The sequence below is a fragment of the Candidatus Izimaplasma bacterium HR1 genome (assembly GCA_000755705.1).
Classification (GTDB): Bacteria; Bacillota_I; Bacilli_A; order Izemoplasmatales; family Izemoplasmataceae; genus Xianfuyuplasma.
In genome coordinates this window covers 123750-144308 of the sequence record CP009415.1, presented here as the reverse complement: position 1 = coordinate 144308, position 20559 = coordinate 123750, and the positions used below count along the sequence as shown (strand labels likewise).

Here is a 20559-nt window from a genome sequence, read left to right as displayed (position 1 = left end):
TACATATACTTACAAAGTGATATAATATAAACAAGGAGGGATAATTATGAAGAAGGTAATGTTAGTTCTTATATTAGTAATTACTGTAACTCTATTAACTGCCTGTAACCGAGCCGAACCACTTGAAGAGCCTGAAGTTGATTTATTTGAGGAAATTTATGAAGGTGATGATTTCTCTATATGGGAAAGAATATATAAAGATCCTGATATGTTGTTTGAGATGCCTGGATACTATGTAGGAGATAATAACGATACTTGTTCTATTGGAGAACCTCAAAGATATTATTATATGATAGAACATTATGGAGAATACTATGATATTCTAGAAGCTAATAAATTAAGGGTTTATACGTGTGATGATTTAACCACTGCAGGAGTTATTGTAGGAACAGAAGAATAAACAACAAAAAAGAACATTGTTGAATGTTCTTTTTTTGTTAAAATATGATATAATCTTTTTAGACGCCGCTATAGCTCAGTTGGTAGAGCAATGCCATGGTAAGGCAGAGGTCGTAGGTTCAACTCCTATTAGCGGCACCATTTGAAAAATTAAAAGTCCATTCAGGGACTTTTTTTATAATCTGTTAAAAGTGATACGATGAGTTAATTGGTAGGATGTTAGTAGACAAGAAGTGTTCATGTGTTTATTAACATCTTTTTGTATACTTAAAGAAAAGGAGTGATATTTATGAGTAGAAGAAAATACAGATATTGACATTTTTATTGGATTAATCCTCATTTCTATCGTAACCCTTATTTGTAATGAATTATAAAATATATTGTATATCTTTAGACCTCGTGCTACTATAAACATATATTTCATATATGGGATTGGGATACTACTGATAATGAAACAATACTACATAACTAAAACCTCATAGGGAATCTATGAGGTTTTTTATTTTTGTCTGAGGAGCAAAAAGAAACTATTTGAGTATTTATAGGGTTAGTATTTATCCTCTGAACTTTTCAGTTTGAAGAGGTTATAACAACGTTTCGAATAAAGAAGGTGGACATATTGAAAAGAAAGAAGCAATTAGAAAAGTATTACTCACAATTAGTGATTGAAGGGGCAGTACGTTCTGCGATAATTGGAACTTCAATTGCGTTTTTTGTAGGGTTTATTGTGTTTACAATTGGATCGTTTACTGCACAAAATATACTGTTGCTGGGACTCGTAATTATTGCTGTTGTATCGGTGATTACTATTGTGATATTGTATTTTTTTCTTTACCGTCCAACAATGAAAACAGTGGCAAAAAGAATAGATGTTCTTGGGTTTGAAGAACGAGTAGTAACAATGCTTGAATTAGAAAATGATGATTGTTACATTGCAGAAGTTCAACGAAAAAACACAAATGAAACATTAGGTAAGTTTTCTCTTAAACTATTTGATCGTTATATTCTCATTAAACCTTTACTAATATTACTTGTCGCAATAACTTTAACAGGTAGTTCCATTGGACTCATGTTGACGAAAGTAAATGCAGCAAATCAACTTGTTGATCCCACAATTGAAGTTCCTGCTAGTGACGATCATATTCTTTTAGAAATGATAAATGAAATAATAAACATTATTTATGAATCTAATGCAAACCGTAACTTAAAAACCACACTATATGGAATGGTTATCGATTTAGAGAAACGAGTATCACAGTATGATAGCTATTTAGAAAAATATACAGATATTTTAGAAACAAGGAATGAAATATTACAAATGCTTGAGGATTCCATCACAGAACAAGAAGAATCTCTAAGGAATATTGCGGAAGAACTTCAAAAATATGAAACCACAGAAGTACTTGGAACAGCTATCTTGACCTGGGACGATAATGAGATTATCGCAGCATTTGATATCATGTATCATCGAATTGACAATTTACAAGGACAAGTTTTGTATGATGAAATGATGCAAACAGCACTTGATTTAGAACAAGCTTTGGCTGATTCATCAACAGGGACGAATCAAGGGATACATGATGCCATACAAGGATTAGCAGATGACTACAGATTAGGACTTGAAGAATACCAACCTGGTGAAGAAGCAGAGATGATTGAACACTTTAAAGAAAATATGGATCAAAGTTTATCTAAACTTCTAGCAGCAATTGATTCATTACTAGAAATGATTGAGGAATTGTCGGAACTGAGTGAGGATATTGATGATGAAATGAATGAAGGAGAAGAGTTCCCCATTTTCAAACCTGATCCACAAGATGGTGGGAGTAGTGAAGACTCTGAATATACAGCAATAGGGAACACAGTAATTGATGGTGAAACACCATATGAGGTAATCTATGACCCCTATTATGATGAAGCCATGGAATGGGTAATCGGAGAAGATATATCTGAAGAAATCAGACAAATGATTAAAAACTATTTTAATATGTTAAAGTAATTCAATTATCGTATCAATACAACAAACTATATATGTATCACTTACAAGAGTAAACATATCAGTACAACAATAATAAGGGAATAGTTTTAAAAATAAACAAGAGATGCATCTCAGAAGGGGTTTATATTATGGTTACAGAAAAAAGCCTAAAAACATTTAGCAAGAAAAGTGAGTTGATTTTTGAGCAATTAAAACGTGATTTTATTGGGCAAGAAGAAGTTGTCGAAAATACTGTTATTGCGATGATTGCAGGTGGAAACATTTTATTAGAAGGTGTACCAGGTATTGGTAAAACAAGATTGGTTCGTTCATTAGGAAGAGTTTTTGATCTTCCTTTTTCTCGTATTCAGTTTACACCTGATTTAATGCCGGCAGACATAACAGGTACAAATATTATCATGAAAGATGAGAAAGGGAATTCAAAATTCCAATTTCAACCTGGTCCCATCTTTAGTAATATCATCTTAGCTGATGAAATTAATCGAGCAACACCAAAGACACAAAGTGCACTCCTAGAAGCAATGCAAGAGCATACTGTGACAGTTATGGGTGACACTATGAAACTAAATGAACCATTTTTTGTTCTCGCAACGCAAAACCCAATTGAACAAGATGGAACGTATCCATTGCCAGAAGCACAAATGGATCGCTTTATGTTTAAATTAATCATCACCTATCCAAATTTAAAAGAACTGAATGAGATTGTCTCAATGACTCAGATAACCATGGACGAAGTTTCAGAAGCAGTGTGTAACGACAAAGAACTATTGACAATGCGTAGAACTGCAAAAGAAATTCCAGTAGCTAGAGATGTATTAACATACACAATGAAATTAGTAATGGCAACTCATCCCAATAGTGAATGTCCTGCGAATGTCTCAAAAAAATATGTACGTTACGGAGCAAGTCCTCGTGCTGCTCAAGCACTAATCACCGCAGCAAAAGTACGTGCACTAATTAATGGTCGATATAATGTGTCTTACCAGGACTTAAATATACTTGCTTGTCCTGTACTAAGACATCGTATCAAATTAAATTTTGAAGCAATCACAGAACATGTTACTACTGACGACATAATAAAAGAAATCATTAAAGAATTAGGTCATGATATAGATTTATCAATGGATAAATCTATGAAAGTAGTCAAGAAGACTGAGGAGAATACAGAACAACAAATATCTAACGATACAGAAGAAAAAACTCAGGAAGAACCTTTGAAAAAATCAAAGCGTTTCAGAAAAAAGTAACACGTGAAAGAAAAAATAATTAATGATGAGTTTATTAGTCGTTTAGAGACAATTTCCTTACACATGCAATCCCAGATGAAAGGATACTTTGGTGGAGATCATCGTACAAAAGCATACGGGAATACTGTTGAATTCGCAGATTTTAGAGAATATGCACTTGGGGATGATATAAGACGAATCGATTGGAACTTATATAGCCGTTTTGAAAAATACTTCATCAAGCTATTTGTTGATGAAAGACAAATGCATACACAACTCTTTTTAGATGGTTCTGCATCAATGGGTAAAATCAACAGGCAAAAAGCAGAATATGCAATCAGACTACTCGCTGCTCTTGGTTACTTATCAGTTAGAAAAATGGACAAAACATCATTTATGCTAATGAAAGGTGACTATTGTGAAGATTTATGTGGTGTTGTGACTGGGAAAGAAGCGTTCTATCTTAGTACTGCAACATTAGAAGAAATAACTTTTCAAGAGTCCACAGATATTGAAGCTGCAATATTAAATCTACGTAATCCTGGAAAAAATGATGGGTTATCTGTCATAATTTCTGATTTTTTAACAGATAGTAACTGGAAAAAAGCTGTGGATTATCTGTTGTATCATAAGAGACAAGTATTGCTACTCCAAATTCTATCACCTGAAGAAATTGATCCAAGATACAATGGAAGAACCATTCTAAAAGATTGTGAAGCTATTGATATACTTGACGAAAGAAACATGAAATTGCATATCACTAAAGCAAATTACCTAGCATATAAACAAGCTCTTGGTGATCATAGGGATGATATAAAAGATTTCTGCTCTTCTCGCGGAATTCGTTTTTTTAGTGTTGACTCAAGTACCTCGATTGAAAAGTTAATATTTGGGCAATTAATGGAATCAGGTGATGTCCGATGAGACTATCGACTCCTTTAGGCCTTTTAGGGTTAATTGGAATTATACTTTTAATCTTAATATATATCCTGAAACCAAAATATCAGGATAAATCTATTTCGAGTACATTTGTATGGAAACTTAGTTTGAAATATAAAAAACAAAAAATACCATTTCAATGGTTAAAAAGTTCGCTACTGGTTATCCTCCAATTTCTAATTTTAGGAATCCTTATTTTTTCATTAACGACTCCTTTAATAGAACTTGATTCTCATAGTGGTGAAAAAATAATAATATTAGATGCTTCAGCAAACATGCTTGCTGACAGTGATGGAATAACAAGATTCGAAAGAGCTATCAAAGAAATTGGTGTGTTAGCTGATACGACAACTCCTGACGATCGATTTACCGTTATTTTAGCAGGTAAAGAGGCCTCTTTTATTGCCAGACGATTAGATTCAGCACAGTACATTAAAGAACTATTATCTGAGTTATCAGGTACATATGAAAATGCGGATATAGATGTTGCATTAAAGCTAACAGAAGGAGTTCTAGCTGAAAATCCAAATGCAGAAATCATTCTTTTCACAGGAAATAAATATTCTGAAACTGGAGTGATTCAAGTCCGTGATATGTCTAATGATGAGTGGAATGTATCAATTCTTGATTTTTCATCAAAATTAAGCGATGGTTACTATGATTTCCAAGCAGAAATCGCAAGTTATAACCGAGACATTGACTGTAAAGTTTCTCTTTATATTGATGGGGAGTACCGAGATGTCAAAGTAGTAGAAGCTTCAGACAATGAAACAATAATTGTTGATTTTAAGGAACTTAACATTTTAGAGTATTCTAGAGCTGAGGTTATCGTAGATTACGACGATAATTTTTCATATGATAATCGTTTTCCAATCTTTGGATGGGAAAACGAAATATTTACTGTCCAATTAGTAAGTGAAAGTCCACGTTTTATTCAATCTGCACTGTTAACATTGGGTAACTTTAATATTAATGTTCCGATTGGATTAGGTGACGATTCTGACTTCCCAATTTTGTATGAAGGGTATGATTTATATATATTTGATGGAATACAACCAGAACATATGCCTGTAGATGGTACTGTCTGGATAATCAATCCAATTGTTATGCCAGAAGATACTGAGCTTTTGTTAGGTGATACTCTATCTGGTGGTTTTACATTGTCAGCTCCGAATCACATGAGTAAAGAAGAGCAAGAAATTTTAAAAAGCATTTCTCCATCAAATATTACAGTTTCATCCTATACCTATCTTACGAACTATGACTCTTATGATGCAATCTTAATGAATGATCAAGATCCCGTTGTTCTAGTGAAAGATATTGATGGGCAAAAACTTGTATTATTTGCATTTGATCTTCACAACTCAAATCTGCCAATTATACCTGAGTTTATACTGCTTATGTATAATTTGTCTCAGTATTCAGTGCAAAACATGATTAATCAAAATCTCTTTTATCCTGGAGATACTATAGAAGTTTATAAAAAAACAGCTGCTTTATATACAACAATCAGTTCAAAAGATGGAGACATTCAGTATGATGATTTTCCACTCCGTTTGATCGCACAAAAACCAGGTGAGTATAGTATTACACAAACATTAGCATCCGGAGAAGAAGCAACAAAGGACTACTTCATTCGTGTCGACAGATCACAATCAGATTTTGACTATGATTATGGTGTGTTATCTGACCCGAATACTCCCACTGAAGCTCAAAATGTGAATCGCGATACAATTGATATTATTGCTTATCTAACTGGTGTTTTAATGCTTCTAATGATTATTGAATGGGGGTTGCATTATAATGAGCATAATTAACTCAATAAAAATTCAATTTGATCATCCATGGTTCTTTCTCTTCTTACTTCCATTGATCGTATTAACGTTATTTCCATACTTTAGATTAAAACGACAACATCGAAGAGTAAGAAGTAGAATCACGTCTCTTGTTTTACGTGTCTCTGCCTTAGTAATTGCAGTGTTTTTATTAGTAGGGACGAATATTGAAACAAGATCAATCACAAAACGAGATGATATTATTATTCTTGTTGATAGTTCTGACAGTACTAGTTCCTCAATGGAACGAATAAATGAACAAGTAAAATTGATTATAGATGAAAGCAAAGGAGAATACGATATTGGTATTATCACATTTGCAAATGGAAACATCTATAATGTTAAATCTGATAATAATGTGAATACATTATATAATCAATATATTAACGAAAACAGTAGACCTGATGCGAGTGGTACAGATATTGCAGCAGCCTTAACATACGCAACATCATACATCTCAAATCCTAATAAAGGAAGAATTATTTTATTAACAGACGGAATTGAAACAGATGAATCCGCGCTTATTACAGTACGAGAAATTGCAAAATCAGGAGTACGAATTGATACGATTTACTTTACACCTACTAGCAACTACAATGAGGTCCAAGTAAATTCTGTGATGATTCCTGAACGAGTGATGGTTGGAGAAACAATTGAACTGTACGTTGATGCTCAAAGTACAGTAACAGGTTCTGGAATATTATCTGTTTATGACAATTTAACTTTAATTTATCAGGAACCGATTGTAATGAATGGATATGAAGAAACATTTGCAATAGATTATGCATTTAATACAGGTGGATTGCATGAACTGCACTTTGAAATTGAAAGTGAGTTTGATACAGTCATTGAAAATAATAGTTATTACTCATATGTAAATATTGAGTCCTCATCAAATATATTGATTGTAGATGGTACTGGTGAAGAGGCAGGATTCTTATCTAATTTACTAAATAGTGATAATGATGTTACAGTCGTAGGAGTTACCAACTTGCCCGTTTCAATAACCGCATTACAGTCATATGATGAAGTCATCCTTATGAATGTACAAAACAGCCAACTACCACCCACTTTTGTCCAAATGCTTGATGTGTATGTAAACCAGTTGGGTGGCGGATTACTAACCATTGGTGGTAATCAAGCTTATGATGAAGAAGACATGGCAGATTCTGCTCTTGAAGAGATGTTACCAATAATTTCTTCTACATCTGCAAGACCGATAGCAGTAATGTTTGTTATTGATTCATCAGGAAGTATGAAAGACATCATTTCTGATGCAAATAAATCCCGTTTCGAAATAGCTAAAGATGGTGCAGCTGCAAGTGTTAACGCCCTGTCAGACAGAGATTATTTTGGACTTGTATCTTTTAATATTGTTGCGAATGTTGCGATACCATTAACTCCAGCATCACGTAGAGAAGAAATCATAAAAGATATTGATGATCTGGAAGCTGGTGGAGGAACTGAGTATAAAGATGGAATAGAATTAGCAGCTTCAGCGCTAAAAACAATGAGCGATGTATATGTCAAACATATCATCTTTATTACCGATGGTGAACCAACAGATGAAAGAGAAGGGTATCTTGATGCTGTTAAAGGGTTGAGTGATTTCGATATTACATTATCTGGAATCGCGATATATCGAAGTAATTTCAATCAGTCTGAAATCGTTGAAGAACTAGCTGATATAGGTGATGGACAATACTACTTTATCCCAGATGCAACTAGATTGCCATTAATCATGGTAGAAGAAAGTAAAACGATTGGAATACAGCACATATATGAAGGGATATTCACACCAAGTATTATGAATTACACTTCAGTTGTTACCGGAATTGATGAATTACCAGCGCTTGTTGGATATTGCGGAACATTATTGAAAGAAGAGGCGACAATGGTACTGTCGTCCAATATAAAACTACCTATCTATGCAGAATGGGATTATGGTAGTGGTAAGGTAGGAAGTTTCACCAGTGATTTAAATGGTGAATGGTCTGCAAGCTACTTTTACGATGTTGAAGGAAAGACCTTGATAATAAATATCGTTAGTGGTTTGTTACCTGACAAATTAATTGATAATGAAGAAGTACAAGTAGAGTTCTTTGATAACAACTATTCCTCTACTGTAAGAATTACGAGCCTAATGGAAGATAATAACCAACTTACTGCAGAGGTAATAAATCCTGATGGAACAACCATTGAGATTGAACTGAGCAATATATCAGGTGGCGTTTTTGCTGGTGATTTTGAAACTACAGCTTCAGGTATCTATACTATTGCAATAAAAAATGATAGTAAAATTGTAGCCTATGAGTTTACATCTTTCTCTTATTCAAAAGAATATAATGTATTTTCTGATTATAATGCAGGATTCCAATTGGTTGAAGAAATATCTGTACTAGGAAACGGGAAAATGTTATTTAAAGCAGAGGGGATTTTCACAGAAGAAGCCCTAGAGATTGTAAACTCATATAATCCAAAGTTCGTCTTCTTAACTCTTATAATCTCCTGTTTCATCCTTGATATATTTGCTCGTAAATTTAAATTCAAGTGGCCTCATGAAATCATTCGTCATTTGTCTTCAAAAGCAAAGTAATATACAAATAAAGAAAAGTATTACACATCTGAAATCAAGGTACTACAAAAATAAATCAGCTTCATTTTGAAGGGAAGAAGGATTGGTACTGTGAAAAGATTAATAATTATATTAATATTAGTGTTTTTTATATCTGGATGTGGTAGAGTATCTGATTATAACTTAGATAGTAACAAAATAAGTAATACTAGCGAGTTAATTCATACGTTCAACGAAATGATAGAAGAGAATGGACATAACTCAAATGTAAGAGTGCCATATGATAGTATTGGGGTTTATATGTCTAAACGTTCAGAAGTATTTCAACTTGGTGGTATCTGGTACAATGTACAATCATCAAGCAAACAAGGAAGCTATCAGTTCGAAACCTTTGACTGTAGAAGTGTAGATTTAAAGCTTCATTGTCAACAAAATAAGTCTTTGAATGAGGTCGATGAACTAGTTGAAGAAATAACATTGGGTGATGCAGCAGATTTAATATCTGAAGTAGATATTAATTTACTTGTTGATTACCTGAAACAGGAGTACAAATTAGTTAATATTGAAAGTATAATGGTACAACTTAAGTTTTACTCATTTGATAATGAAATAATTACAGAGGATACATCAGACTACTTTGTTGAAATTCAGTGCAAGGAAGATGTCTGCCAAGAGGAGGAAAGTTTTGTCATAAATGGAATGAAAATTGTAGTAGTTGTAAACTTTAGTATTGGTGATGATGACGAGTCATTCAAAGTTTATTATGATTAATCTATTTAATATTAAGGAGAGGTCGTAGGTTCAACTCCTATTAGGGACAGTATTTTATAACTGTTAAGAAGTCATTTACTGGCTTCTTTTTTTTATGAATTACAAAGTACCTTTCTATGATATAATATTAAGCATGAGGGTTAAGGAGGATACTATGAAATTACTAACTAAGATTTACTTTTATGCTTTTCCATTAGTGTTAATACCATTTATGTTCTTACTGTATTATGGGAACATCTATTTATATAATATCTATACATTGATATTATTACTTATATTTATTATTAATGGGTTGTTGTTAAAGAAAGAAGAAATATTGGAAAGTTTTGAGATGTATTCAATCTCAATACAAAAATACAAAAAGTTTCGTATTTTTGTATTAGTTGTATTTATTGTTATTTATTTAATCCTGTTTATTAGATTTGTATTGAATGAGTTCATTGCTGGAATGGGGGGTGTATAGATATGATTAAATACATAAAAATGAGTATCCCTACAATCGTGCTAATAGTAATGATGTTACTACTACAGTTTGTCCCAGGATATTTTAGTACTATAACAACAACGGTACTAATAGTTGCCTATTTTGTTCATATGAAGTTTATAATTGATAAAAAGGAGATTAGTAAAGCTTTTGTCAATATGTTTGAGTTTTGCCTAATACTTCTTATCTATGTCACTGTTGTTGAGGTGATATTGTGAGACGTATAACGTTACTAGTTATGACTTTTCTTGTTGTTATCTTACTTAGCTCGTGTGGAGTAGAAAATCGAAGATATACTTATATTAATTATTTAGGATTATATAATGCAGAAACATACTTTGTTCTGTCTGATCAATGGGAAGAAGGTTCGAAACACCTTTACCGATTTGAAGATGATGAGTTTGTTTTTGTAAAAGAATTTAAGGATAGCTTTATCACATACTTTGCTGATGGGATTGTATTCTCATTGTCTTGGAACGGGAGATACGCTAATCCTGACTTAATTGAATATCATATCGATACTGGTGAGACAAAAGAATACACCCTTCCAGTTTATCCAGAGTTTGGAAGAATCATGGGTTATCATGACGGGGTATTAATGTTCTATAGTGCAGGACTTCAAAAATCAGGTGATGAATTATTAGTGTTGTATTCAACAATTACTAGTGAGGTAACTTATGAATATGATGGACTGGAGATTGATTTAGGATATGGTGTAGGTGATTTTGATTCTGAGTATATTTATCTTGCTAATGAAAGAGGAAATTATTCTGAAGCGTTTGAAGGAGTTAGAATCAACATTGAAACAGAAGAGATTGAGACTTATCAATCACCAGAAATGTATGTTTCATATGGTTATGATGATAATCAAATATTCTATACATCACAAATTGCTGATAGTAATGTTGCCTTTATTAATAAGGACGAGGTACCTACTGAGTTTTTTACAATGTACAACGACTATAAACAAAGAGTTTATTGTGATATAGAATCAGAGACGTTTATCTTTGCTGACAATGAAGAAGACACTATAGATATCCTTAAAGATGGAGTCTTTGAAACATATGACGTTCTATTTAATGATTATTCTTATGGATTCATTAACGATACACTATACTATACAATTGATGTAAAAACGTATGGTTCTATTTATAAAAGAGAAGTAGCTGTAATTAAGATTAGAGCTATTGTAAATAATGAAGTACTATATACTTCAGGTAATATAACAATATCAAATCAAAGTAAATGGGAAGAGAATTAAATTAAGTAATATCTAAATATTATAAAGCAACTCTGTTTAAGATAGAGTTGCTTTTTTTTGAGGGTGAAAATTCTTCTTATACGAAATAGTATATGATATAGTAAAATTGAGGAGGTGCTACAATGAGATTAGTAGATTTAGAGTTATTTAAATCAACTAGAAAACGTGTATCAATAAGTAATGGTTTATTCTTTGGATTGCCTGTTGGTGTTGTCCTTTTCTTATTAACAGTATCAACGGGATTCTTTGGAGCTATCCTATTTGGATTATTGTCAAGTGGTTTTGTTTTTGGTCTGATTTATATATTAAGAGAACTTACGCACAAAGGTGTTGAAAGAAAAAGATCTAAGCTTATTATTAATGGACCTCACATAGATGTTAGATTAAAAGGAGAAATGGGAATTCTTGAAATGTTAGAAGATAGAATTATCTTCCATCCTTTAACACCAGGTGGAGCCGAGAAGATGTTTGAAGTACAAGTAGATGAAGAACTTTATCTAGCAGTAGGACAAATTGCCTCTACGAAGATTGACGGTATAAGAAATCATAATGTTCAAGAAGGGTTTATCCTACTTAAAACAATGCCCAGTGGGTTACCAAGACAGTTTGTTTTCTATGATATTGATGATGCTTTAAATAAGGTATTTGAGATAATTGAAGGTATTAGTAAATACACTGAATAAACTAACAATGTAAAAGACAATTCAATTGAATTGTCTTTTACTTATATATTACTATATTTTATATGATATAATAATGATAGTGGAAGGAGATGATTATATGAAAAGTAAAGTAACTAGAACTACAAATAAAATTAGTTTATTTTTAGTTTTTTCTTTTTTCATAATTCAAGTCTTCTTACTCCCTAAGCAAAGTATCGTTATTAACTCTTTTAATAGTGAGTTGCTAATCTACGTGATAGGTACAATAATGACGATGGTACTATATTCGGGGACTTTATTCTTACTACAGTTATTGTTTGTATTAAAATGGAGAATCCATGTACCAATTAGATTTAACATAAAGGCTATTGTTGTTAATGTTGTTTTAAGCTACAAACAAAATATATTAAATAAACAAAACACTTATCGATTGAACTGTATTATTCGTTGTTGAAAATCAAGTTTATTTTTATTCTAAAAACTAAACTTGAAAGGAAAAATAATGAATAAAAAATTATGGATTACAGATGGATTACTATTCATCGTATTTTTCATTAGTTTTATTTGGACTAGTTTTAGTAGATTAATATTCTATCTAAAATATGGTTCATTATATCTAGCATTAGCTTTACTTGCTTATCTATTACTTAATCTTGTCTATACAAGACTCTTAAAGAAGACAAGTAATGATAGACAAATAGTTACTCTAGGTATATTACGTACAGTTAGTATTGGTGTTTTTTTAATTGCCTTAAGTGTATTAGAAGTTAGCTATATTAAAGAGCATGATACATATGAAGAAACATACTGTAGATACTATGATGACTATGGTAACTTGATATACAATTCGCAATTTGGGAATGGTTGTCCTGAAGTAGAGATTATTGATCAAGATAATAAGAATTTGATAGTGACTTTTAGTGAAACAAGAACAGGATATTTTGAGACATACCATTCAAATATAACAGCTAGGTCTTATACAGATATAAATATGACGTTTGATTTAAAAACAGAGATTAATATTAATTACTTCAGTAGTAGGATTAGAAGTGTTGATATTTTATACTCTAGGGTTTCATATTCCCTTGATAATGAAGATATAATATTCAATACAAGAGGAACAACCCATATCAATTATGAATATCTCTATTATGAGAATTCGATGGTGATAGACTCGATCAGAGGGAATGTTGATTCTGGCAATGAAATGGATGATGATATTGAAATGTATCATATGACAATTCCTGAGGAGAACTATTATCCTGTAAAAGAATATGCCTATAGAACATTCGAGGATGGCTATGAAGAAGTAAAGACATACTCGAGTATTAACAATGGAGCTTCAATGATTACCTCCACAACAAAAGTCTATGAGGAAGATAATGGTTTAATATTATATACAACACATCATCAGGATGACGATGCAAGAACTAAAACAGAAATTAGTGATGATACTATTACTCATAGCGAAAGCAACTATGTTGGGACAAATGCTGATGGAAGCTTAAGATTTGATTATGTCGGTACAAGGTATGACATGGGAGAATTTAGATATATGAAGACTGAAGAAATCTATATCGAAAATCATATAAGAAACACTTTTGGTAATTCATATATACCAACTATGAGATATCGATATATCTATGATCCTAATCCTCAAAATCAAATTATATATTCTCAATCAGAACCTAATATAGCGGTAAAGTTTAGTGAAACTGAATTTGGATTCAAATATGCTATATATCAAAAAGGCGAGATTGAAGAGAATGTTAGCATCTTAGGGTATGGCTCAAATCCAGGGATATCATGGATATACTCGCACAATCATAAAATGTTTAACGGTGAGATAGACGATGGATATATATATTCTAAGAACCCATTCTTCATATTCTATTATGGAGACTATTATAACTTTGATTAGGCAATTCAATTGAATTGCCTTTTCTTTTTACATATAATAAATATAGGAGGTAATATATGGGCGAAATAATTACATTTATAACAGTTGATAACTGTTTGGAAGCAATCGAGTTTTACAAGGAAGTATTTAATGCTGAAGTACTTGGTGATATGACAATGTTAGAAGATATACCTGGTATGGAAGAACACGAAGGAAAAGTAGGACACTCAACAATAGGTATTGGAGAGAGTAAATTTTTTATGAACGATGCTTTAGAAGAATTCCCAATGGCTATTGGTGACCGAGTTCAATTAGTTTTGGATATGGAAACTGAAGATGAGTTAAGAATTGCTTTTGGAAAACTTGTGAATGAAGGAGAACTTATTGTAGAACTCCAAGAAGTACACTGGGGTGCCCTGTTTGGAACGGTCAAAGATAAGTTTGGTGTTACTTGGCAACTCTATTATGGACATAAATAAATCGCTTATTAAAGCGATTTATTTTATTACAATACTATTTATCGTATGATTAAATGAAATAATGTAAGGGAATAAATGTGAATAAATGCAACTTTCATTGTTTTAATCTTTGAAAAAGTGTAAAATATAAGTGGGTGATTTTATGCTTAAACGAAAAATTAGTGAATATTTAGTGAATTGGAATGAAAAAGAACATAAGAAATGTCTGATAATTGATGGGCCAAGACAAGTAGGTAAAACTCACATTATCAATGAATTTATTGCTAACCACTATGAGGAAAATCATGTTTTTTATATTGATTTTAGAGATAATTACCGAATTAGTAGAATCTTTAAAAGAGGATTAGACATCTCGAGAATCTATCAAGAGATTAAATTGAATGCTCCAGAGAAGAGACTTATTGAAGGTGAGTCGATTATCTATTTTGATAATATTCAATTATGTCCTGAGATACTACCATACTACCGAGCTTTTACTGAGGATGGTTTATACACGATTATATCTTCTGGAAGTAGCTTGGATGTTGTTCTAAAAAGCTCCTCTAAGTTTCCAATTGGTTTCTTTGATAGATATCATTTAGATAGTTTAGACTTTGAAGAATTCTTATGGGCAAACGGTTATGATTTAGAACAAGTCCAGTACTTCTTTGATCTCTACCATAATAACGAATTGAAAGATTCTTCTATCCATGGGTTATTAATTGATTTATTTAGTGAGTACTTAGCAATTGGGGGTATGCCTCAGGTTGTAAGTGAATATAGAAAACAACATAATTTTAAACTTGCATTTGACCTTCAAAGAAAGATTATTGATACTTACTATATGGAGATGGAAGTACATACTAGACATACAATGTATGCAAAAGTAGTTGATTGCTTTGAATCAATCCCTATCCAGCTAACTAAAGACAACAAGAAGTTTCAGTACCGTTTAGTCTCAGAAAACGGTAGAGCGACGATGTATAAGAAGAGTGTTGATTGGTTAGTAGATTCAGGAATTGCCATAAAATCATATAATGTATCTAAGCCTGTAAGACCAATTAACGAGAACAAGAAAGAACAAACTTTTAAGTTATACATTCATGATCCTGGGCTATTAGTATCAATGTACGGGGAAAATACCCAGTTAGAAATACTGAAAGGTAATTTGCGTGTAAAGAATAGCGCAGCACTCGAAAATGCAGTAGCGACTATTTTACACCGTAATAACTATGATTTATATTACTTTGAGAAAAACAGTACTTTAGATATAGATTTTATCCTAACAATGAACAGAGAAATTATTCCTTTACTAGTTAAAGAAGCAGATAACGCTAAGAGTAAAGCATTGAAATCATTAGAGGATAAATACGGAATTTATACTGGATTAAGATTATCTAGTTTAAGTAGTTTAGAAGGAACTAGTAAGAATATCGTCCCTGTATATATGGCAATGAACCTAGAAAAGTAAACATTTTCACAAAATTTCTAATAAAAAACAATTGAATATTCCCTTAGTTTAGGGTAATATTCTTTTTGTATGCTTTTACCCAATTAAATTTGGGAGATAATAGTTGACACACCTGCAACTGTGATATATAATGTATATGCTATTGAATAGGAAAACATATGGGTTGATTACGATTAGCCCTAATTTTTATGAAAAAAGCGAACCACCTGGATGCGTGGATCACTCAGTGAGAGGAGGAACCGATTTCTATGCCTACTATTAATCAGTTAGTTAGAAAAGGAAGAACAAGTAAAGTTAAAAAATCTAAATCACCTAGTTTAAGCGTTGGTTACAATTCAATTAAGAATGTAAATACTAACAATGCTAGCCCACAAAAACGTGGAGTTTGTACACGTGTTGCAACTATGACACCTCGTAAACCTAACTCGGCTTTAAGAAAATTTGCTCGTGTTAGATTATCAAATGGATTGGAAGTAACAGCTTATATTCCTGGTGAAGGACATAAATTACAAGAACATAGCGTTGTATTAATTCGCGGTGGACGTGTAAAAGACTTAGCTGGTGTTAGATACCACATTGTACGTGGTACACTTGACACTACTGGAGTTGAAGGTAGAAAACAAGGTCGTTCTAAATACGGAACGAAAAAAGCATAATTATAATTTAAAGTTGAAAGGAGGAACAAGTTATGCCTCGTAAAGGTCACATAGCAAAAAGAGATGTTTTACCAGATCCAATTTATAGCTCAAAGTTAGTTACTAAATTAATCAATAACATCATGCTAGACGGTAAAAAAGGAACAGCACAAAAAATATTATATGGTGCATTTGTAAAAGTTGAAGCAATGTCAAATCAACCAGCCATTGAAGTCTTCGAAGAAGCTTTAAATAACATTATGCCTACATTTGAAGTTAAATCAAGAAGAATCGGTGGACAAAACTATCAAGTACCTGTGGAAGTTAGAGACGAAAGAAAATATACATTAGGTTTAAGATGGTTAACATTATATGCAAGACTAAGAAATGAAAAAACGATGGAAGACAGATTAGCGAAAGAAATCGTTGATGCTGCAGCAGGAAATGGTGCGTCTGTTAAGAAAAAAGACGATACTCATAGAATGGCTGAAGCTAACAAAGCATTCGCTCATTATCGTTGGTAGAAAGGAAATTTTGAAATGGCACGTGAATATAGTTTAAAAATGACTCGTAACATAGGGATCATGGCTCATATCGATGCTGGTAAAACTACTTGCACTGAACGTATTTTGTACCATACTGGTAAGATTCATAAAATTGGTGAAACTCATGATGGAGCTTCTCAAATGGACTGGATGGCACAAGAACAAGAACGTGGAATTACAATTACATCAGCAGCGACAACTGCTCACTGGAAAGAACACCGAGTAAATATTATTGATACCCCGGGTCACGTAGACTTCACGGTGGAGGTATCAAGATCACTTCGTGTACTTGACGGTAGTGTTGCATTATTAGATGCACAAGCAGGAGTTGAACCTCAAACTGAAACAGTTTGGAGACAGGCAAACGATTATAAAGTACCAAGAATCGTATTTGCTAATAAAATGGATAAAATTGGTGCAGATTTTGAATTCAGTGTTAAAACATTAGAAGACCGTTTAGGTGCTAATGCAGCTGCAATTCAATGGCCAATCGGAGCTGAAAATGACTTTGATGGTATAATTGATTTAGTTGAAATGAAAGCATGGCACTTCGACGGCGGAGCCGATGAAATGCCAACTGAAATGGAAATTCCAGAATACTTACAAGAAAAAGTTGAAGCAAAAAGAATGGAATTAATCGAAACAGTAGCTGATTTTGATGAAGAATTAATGATGATGTACTTAGAAGGTGAAGAAATTGATGGTAAAACATTAAAAGCAGCAGTTCGTAATGCGACTTTAGCAGTAGAATTCTTCCCAGTATTATGTGGATCAGCATTTAAAAACAAAGGTGTTAAATTATTACTTGATGCAGTAATTGCTTACTTGCCTTCACCTCTTGATGTAGCAGCAGTTGTTGGTACAAACAAAAAAGGTGATGACGTAGTCTTAGAAGCTTCTGATGAAGGACAATTCTCAGCACTAGCATTCAAAGTAATGACAGATCCTTTCGTAGGGAAACTTACATTCTTTAGAGTTTACTCAGGTAAATTAGCTAAAGGGTCATATATAAGAAACGCTACAAAAGATAAAAAAGAAAGAGTTGGACGTATTTTACAAATGCATGCAAACTCTCGTGAAGAAGTCGATATGGTATTTTCAGGAGACATCGCTGCTGCAGTAGGGTTGAAAAACACTACTACAGGTGATACATTATGTGCAGATAAATCGTACATCATCTTAGAAAAAATGGTTTTCCCTGAACCAGTAATCAGTGTTGCTATTGAACCAAATTCAAGAGCAGACCAAGATAAAATGGGGATTGCTTTAAGCAAATTAGCTGAAGAGGATCCAACATTTAGAACTTATACTGATCAAGAAACAGGACAAACAATCATTAGTGGTATGGGTGAATTACACTTAGATATCATTGTTGATCGTATGAAAAGAGAATTTAAAGTTGAAGCAAATGTAGGTGCACCTCAAGTATCTTACAGAGAAACAATTACTACATCTGCTGAAATTGAAGGGAAATTCGTTAGACAATCTGGTGGACGTGGACAATATGGACATGTTTGGATTAGATTTGAACCGAACCCAGAAAAAGGTTTTGAATTCGTAGACAAAATTGTTGGTGGGGTTGTACCTCGTGAATATATTCCTGTAGTAGGAAAAGGACTTAACGAACAACTAGCAAGTGGTATCTTAGCTGGTTACCCATTAATTGATTTAAAAGCAACATTATACGATGGATCATATCATGATGTAGATTCAAATGAAATGGCATTTAAAGTGGCAGCTGGTATGGCACTTAAAAAAGCAAAAGATGCTTGTAATGCAATCTTGTTAGAACCAATCATGACTGTTGATGTTATTATCCCTGACGAATACTTAGGTAATGTTATCGGAGATATCACTTCAAGACGTGGTCGTATCGAAGGTCAATCACAACGTGGTAACGCACAACAAGTGACAGCTAAAGTACCTTTAGCAGAAATGTTCGGATATGCAACTAGTTTACGTTCAAACACTCAAGGACGCGGGAACTATGTTATGCAACCTTCTCACTATGAAGCATGTCCAAGAAGTATTGCCGACGAAGTAATTAAGAAACGTAACGGCTAATACATTGAATTTTCTTGCATTATTATGCATAATGCGATAAAATATTAACGGAAATTTATAAACAAAAATAATTGAAAAAATTAGGAGGAAAACTTAATGGCTAAAGCAAAATTCGTCCGTACGAAACCTCATATGAACGTAGGTACGATCGGACATGTAGACCATGGTAAAACTACATTAACAGCTGCAATCGCAACTGTATTATCAAAAAGAGGAGTAGGGGAAACACAAGCTGCTGACTATGCTTCTATCGATAACGCACCAGAGGAAAGAGAAAGAGGAATTACAATTAACACAGCTCACATCGAGTATGAAACTGAAGGACGTCACTATGCACACGTTGACTGCCCAGGACATGCCGATTACGTTAAAAATATGATTACAGGTGCTGCACAAATGGATGGTGGAATCTTAGTAGTTTCTGCTGCTGATGGTGCTATGCCTCAAACACGTGAACACATTTTATTAGGACGCCAAGTTGGTATCCCTAAATTAATCGTATTCATGAATAAAACTGATCAAGTTGATGATGATGAGTTATTAGAATTAGTAGAAATGGAAATTCGTGAATTATTAGACGAGTACAATTATCCAGGTGATGATATTCCAGTAATTATGGGTTCTGCATTATTAGCATTACAAGGTGATGAAGCTCATGAAGATAAAATTATGGAATTAATGAAAGCTGTAGATGAGTATTTTGAAGATCCAGTTCGTGAAACTGACAAACCATTCTTAATGCCTATTGAAGATGTATTCTCAATTACAGGTCGTGGTACTGTAGCTACTGGTAGAGTAGACCGTGGTACTATCAAAGTTGGAGAACCAGTTGAAATCGTAGGGATCAAAGATACAATTACTACTGTATGTACAGGTGTAGAAATGTTCCGTAAATTATTAGATCAAGCAGAAGCTGGAGATAATATTGGTGCATTATTACGTGGTACTAAACGTGAAGAAATTCAACGTGGACAAGTATTAGCAAAACCTAAATCAGTTACTCCACATACTAAATTTGAAGGTCAAGTTTATGTATTAAGTAAAGAAGAGGGTGGACGTCATACTCCATTCTTCAGTAACTATCGTCCTCAATTCTACTTCAGAACTACAGATGTTACAGGTATAATTGAATTACCTGCAGGTGTTGAAATGGTAATGCCTGGTGACGATGTAACTATGATCGTAGACTTAATTCATCCAATCGCGTTAGAGCAAGGTACTAAATTCTCTATCCGTGAAGGTGGACGTACTGTTGGTGCTGGTAACGTTTCTAAAATCATAGAATAATACCGCATAAAACAAAAATAACTAAAAGAGACTTTTAAAGTCTCTTTT

Annotated in this window: 19 protein-coding genes and 1 tRNA gene; all 20 read left to right on the top strand. The window is 32.9% G+C overall.

Features of this window, described 5'->3' with window-relative positions; genetic code table 11:
* The first annotated feature begins 46 nt into the window (after positions 1-46).
* The 20 genes from KQ51_RS00750 (at position 47) to tuf (ending at position 20511) form a co-directional block, all read left to right on the top strand.
* Positions 47-400, top strand: a complete 354-nt coding sequence (locus KQ51_RS00750; RefSeq protein ID WP_038467749.1) for a hypothetical protein — start codon at positions 47-49, stop codon at positions 398-400.
* 64 nt (positions 401-464) lie between these two features.
* Positions 465-540 (top strand) — tRNA-Thr (locus tag KQ51_RS00745).
* Positions 541-1018: 478 nt separating this feature from the next.
* Positions 1019-2398, top strand: a complete 1380-nt coding sequence (locus KQ51_RS00740; protein ID WP_038467746.1) for a hypothetical protein — start codon at positions 1019-1021, stop codon at positions 2396-2398.
* A 128-nt stretch (positions 2399-2526) separates the two neighbouring features.
* A complete protein-coding gene (locus tag KQ51_RS00735) occupies positions 2527-3645 on the top strand; it encodes an AAA family ATPase (protein ID WP_071162080.1) in 1119 nt (372 codons plus the stop codon).
* A 3-nt stretch (positions 3646-3648) separates the two neighbouring features.
* Complete coding sequence (locus KQ51_RS00730) at positions 3649-4548, top strand: DUF58 domain-containing protein (protein WP_081909865.1); 900 nt, start codon at positions 3649-3651, stop codon at positions 4546-4548.
* Entirely contained in the window at positions 4545-6380 is a 1836-nt protein-coding gene (locus KQ51_RS00725; RefSeq protein WP_038467740.1) for a vWA domain-containing protein, read from the top strand. The genes KQ51_RS00730 and KQ51_RS00725 overlap by 4 nt, the downstream gene beginning before the upstream one ends.
* Entirely contained in the window at positions 6367-8994 is a 2628-nt protein-coding gene (locus KQ51_RS00720; RefSeq protein WP_038467736.1) for a VWA domain-containing protein, read from the top strand. The genes KQ51_RS00725 and KQ51_RS00720 overlap by 14 nt, the downstream gene beginning before the upstream one ends.
* A 90-nt stretch (positions 8995-9084) precedes the next feature.
* The gene (locus KQ51_RS00715; RefSeq protein ID WP_038467733.1) at positions 9085-9744 is read left to right on the top strand and encodes a hypothetical protein; all 660 of its coding nucleotides are present in this window, start codon (positions 9085-9087) and stop codon (positions 9742-9744) included.
* Positions 9745-9898: 154 nt separating this feature from the next.
* On the top strand, positions 9899-10207 hold the full coding sequence (locus KQ51_RS00710) for a hypothetical protein (protein ID WP_038467730.1): 309 nt from the start codon (positions 9899-9901) through the stop codon (positions 10205-10207).
* Between the two features lie 2 nt (positions 10208-10209).
* Entirely contained in the window at positions 10210-10446 is a 237-nt protein-coding gene (locus KQ51_RS00705) for a hypothetical protein (RefSeq protein ID WP_038467727.1), read from the top strand.
* Positions 10443-11489 carry a hypothetical protein gene (locus tag KQ51_RS00700; protein WP_038467724.1) on the top strand — a complete coding sequence of 349 codons (1047 nt, stop codon included), beginning with the start codon at positions 10443-10445 and terminating at the stop codon, positions 11487-11489. The genes KQ51_RS00705 and KQ51_RS00700 overlap by 4 nt, the downstream gene beginning before the upstream one ends.
* A 122-nt stretch (positions 11490-11611) precedes the next feature.
* On the top strand, positions 11612-12172 hold the full coding sequence (locus KQ51_RS00695; protein ID WP_038467721.1) for a hypothetical protein: 561 nt from the start codon (positions 11612-11614) through the stop codon (positions 12170-12172).
* A 97-nt stretch (positions 12173-12269) separates the two neighbouring features.
* Positions 12270-12605, top strand: coding sequence for a hypothetical protein (locus tag KQ51_RS00690; protein ID WP_038467718.1), 336 nt, complete (start codon positions 12270-12272; stop codon positions 12603-12605).
* A 48-nt stretch (positions 12606-12653) separates the two neighbouring features.
* Entirely contained in the window at positions 12654-14072 is a 1419-nt protein-coding gene (locus KQ51_RS00685; protein ID WP_038467715.1) for a hypothetical protein, read from the top strand.
* Between the two features lie 56 nt (positions 14073-14128).
* Positions 14129-14530: a VOC family protein gene (locus tag KQ51_RS00680; protein WP_038467712.1), complete on the top strand. Its 402-nt coding sequence runs from the start codon at positions 14129-14131 to the stop codon at positions 14528-14530.
* Between the two features lie 142 nt (positions 14531-14672).
* Positions 14673-15980, top strand: coding sequence for an ATP-binding protein (locus KQ51_RS00675; protein ID WP_038467709.1), 1308 nt, complete (start codon positions 14673-14675; stop codon positions 15978-15980).
* 248 nt (positions 15981-16228) lie between these two features.
* Positions 16229-16636, top strand: coding sequence for a 30S ribosomal protein S12 (gene rpsL / locus KQ51_RS00670; protein WP_038467706.1), 408 nt, complete (start codon positions 16229-16231; stop codon positions 16634-16636).
* Between the two features lie 32 nt (positions 16637-16668).
* A complete protein-coding gene (gene rpsG, locus KQ51_RS00665) occupies positions 16669-17139 on the top strand; it encodes a 30S ribosomal protein S7 (RefSeq protein ID WP_038467703.1) in 471 nt (156 codons plus the stop codon).
* A gap of 15 nt (positions 17140-17154) precedes the next feature.
* Entirely contained in the window at positions 17155-19224 is a 2070-nt protein-coding gene (gene fusA, locus KQ51_RS00660) for an elongation factor G (RefSeq protein ID WP_038467700.1), read from the top strand.
* A 96-nt stretch (positions 19225-19320) separates the two neighbouring features.
* Complete coding sequence (gene tuf, locus KQ51_RS00655; RefSeq protein WP_038467697.1) at positions 19321-20511, top strand: elongation factor Tu; 1191 nt, start codon at positions 19321-19323, stop codon at positions 20509-20511.
* Positions 20512-20559: the final 48 nt, after the last annotated feature.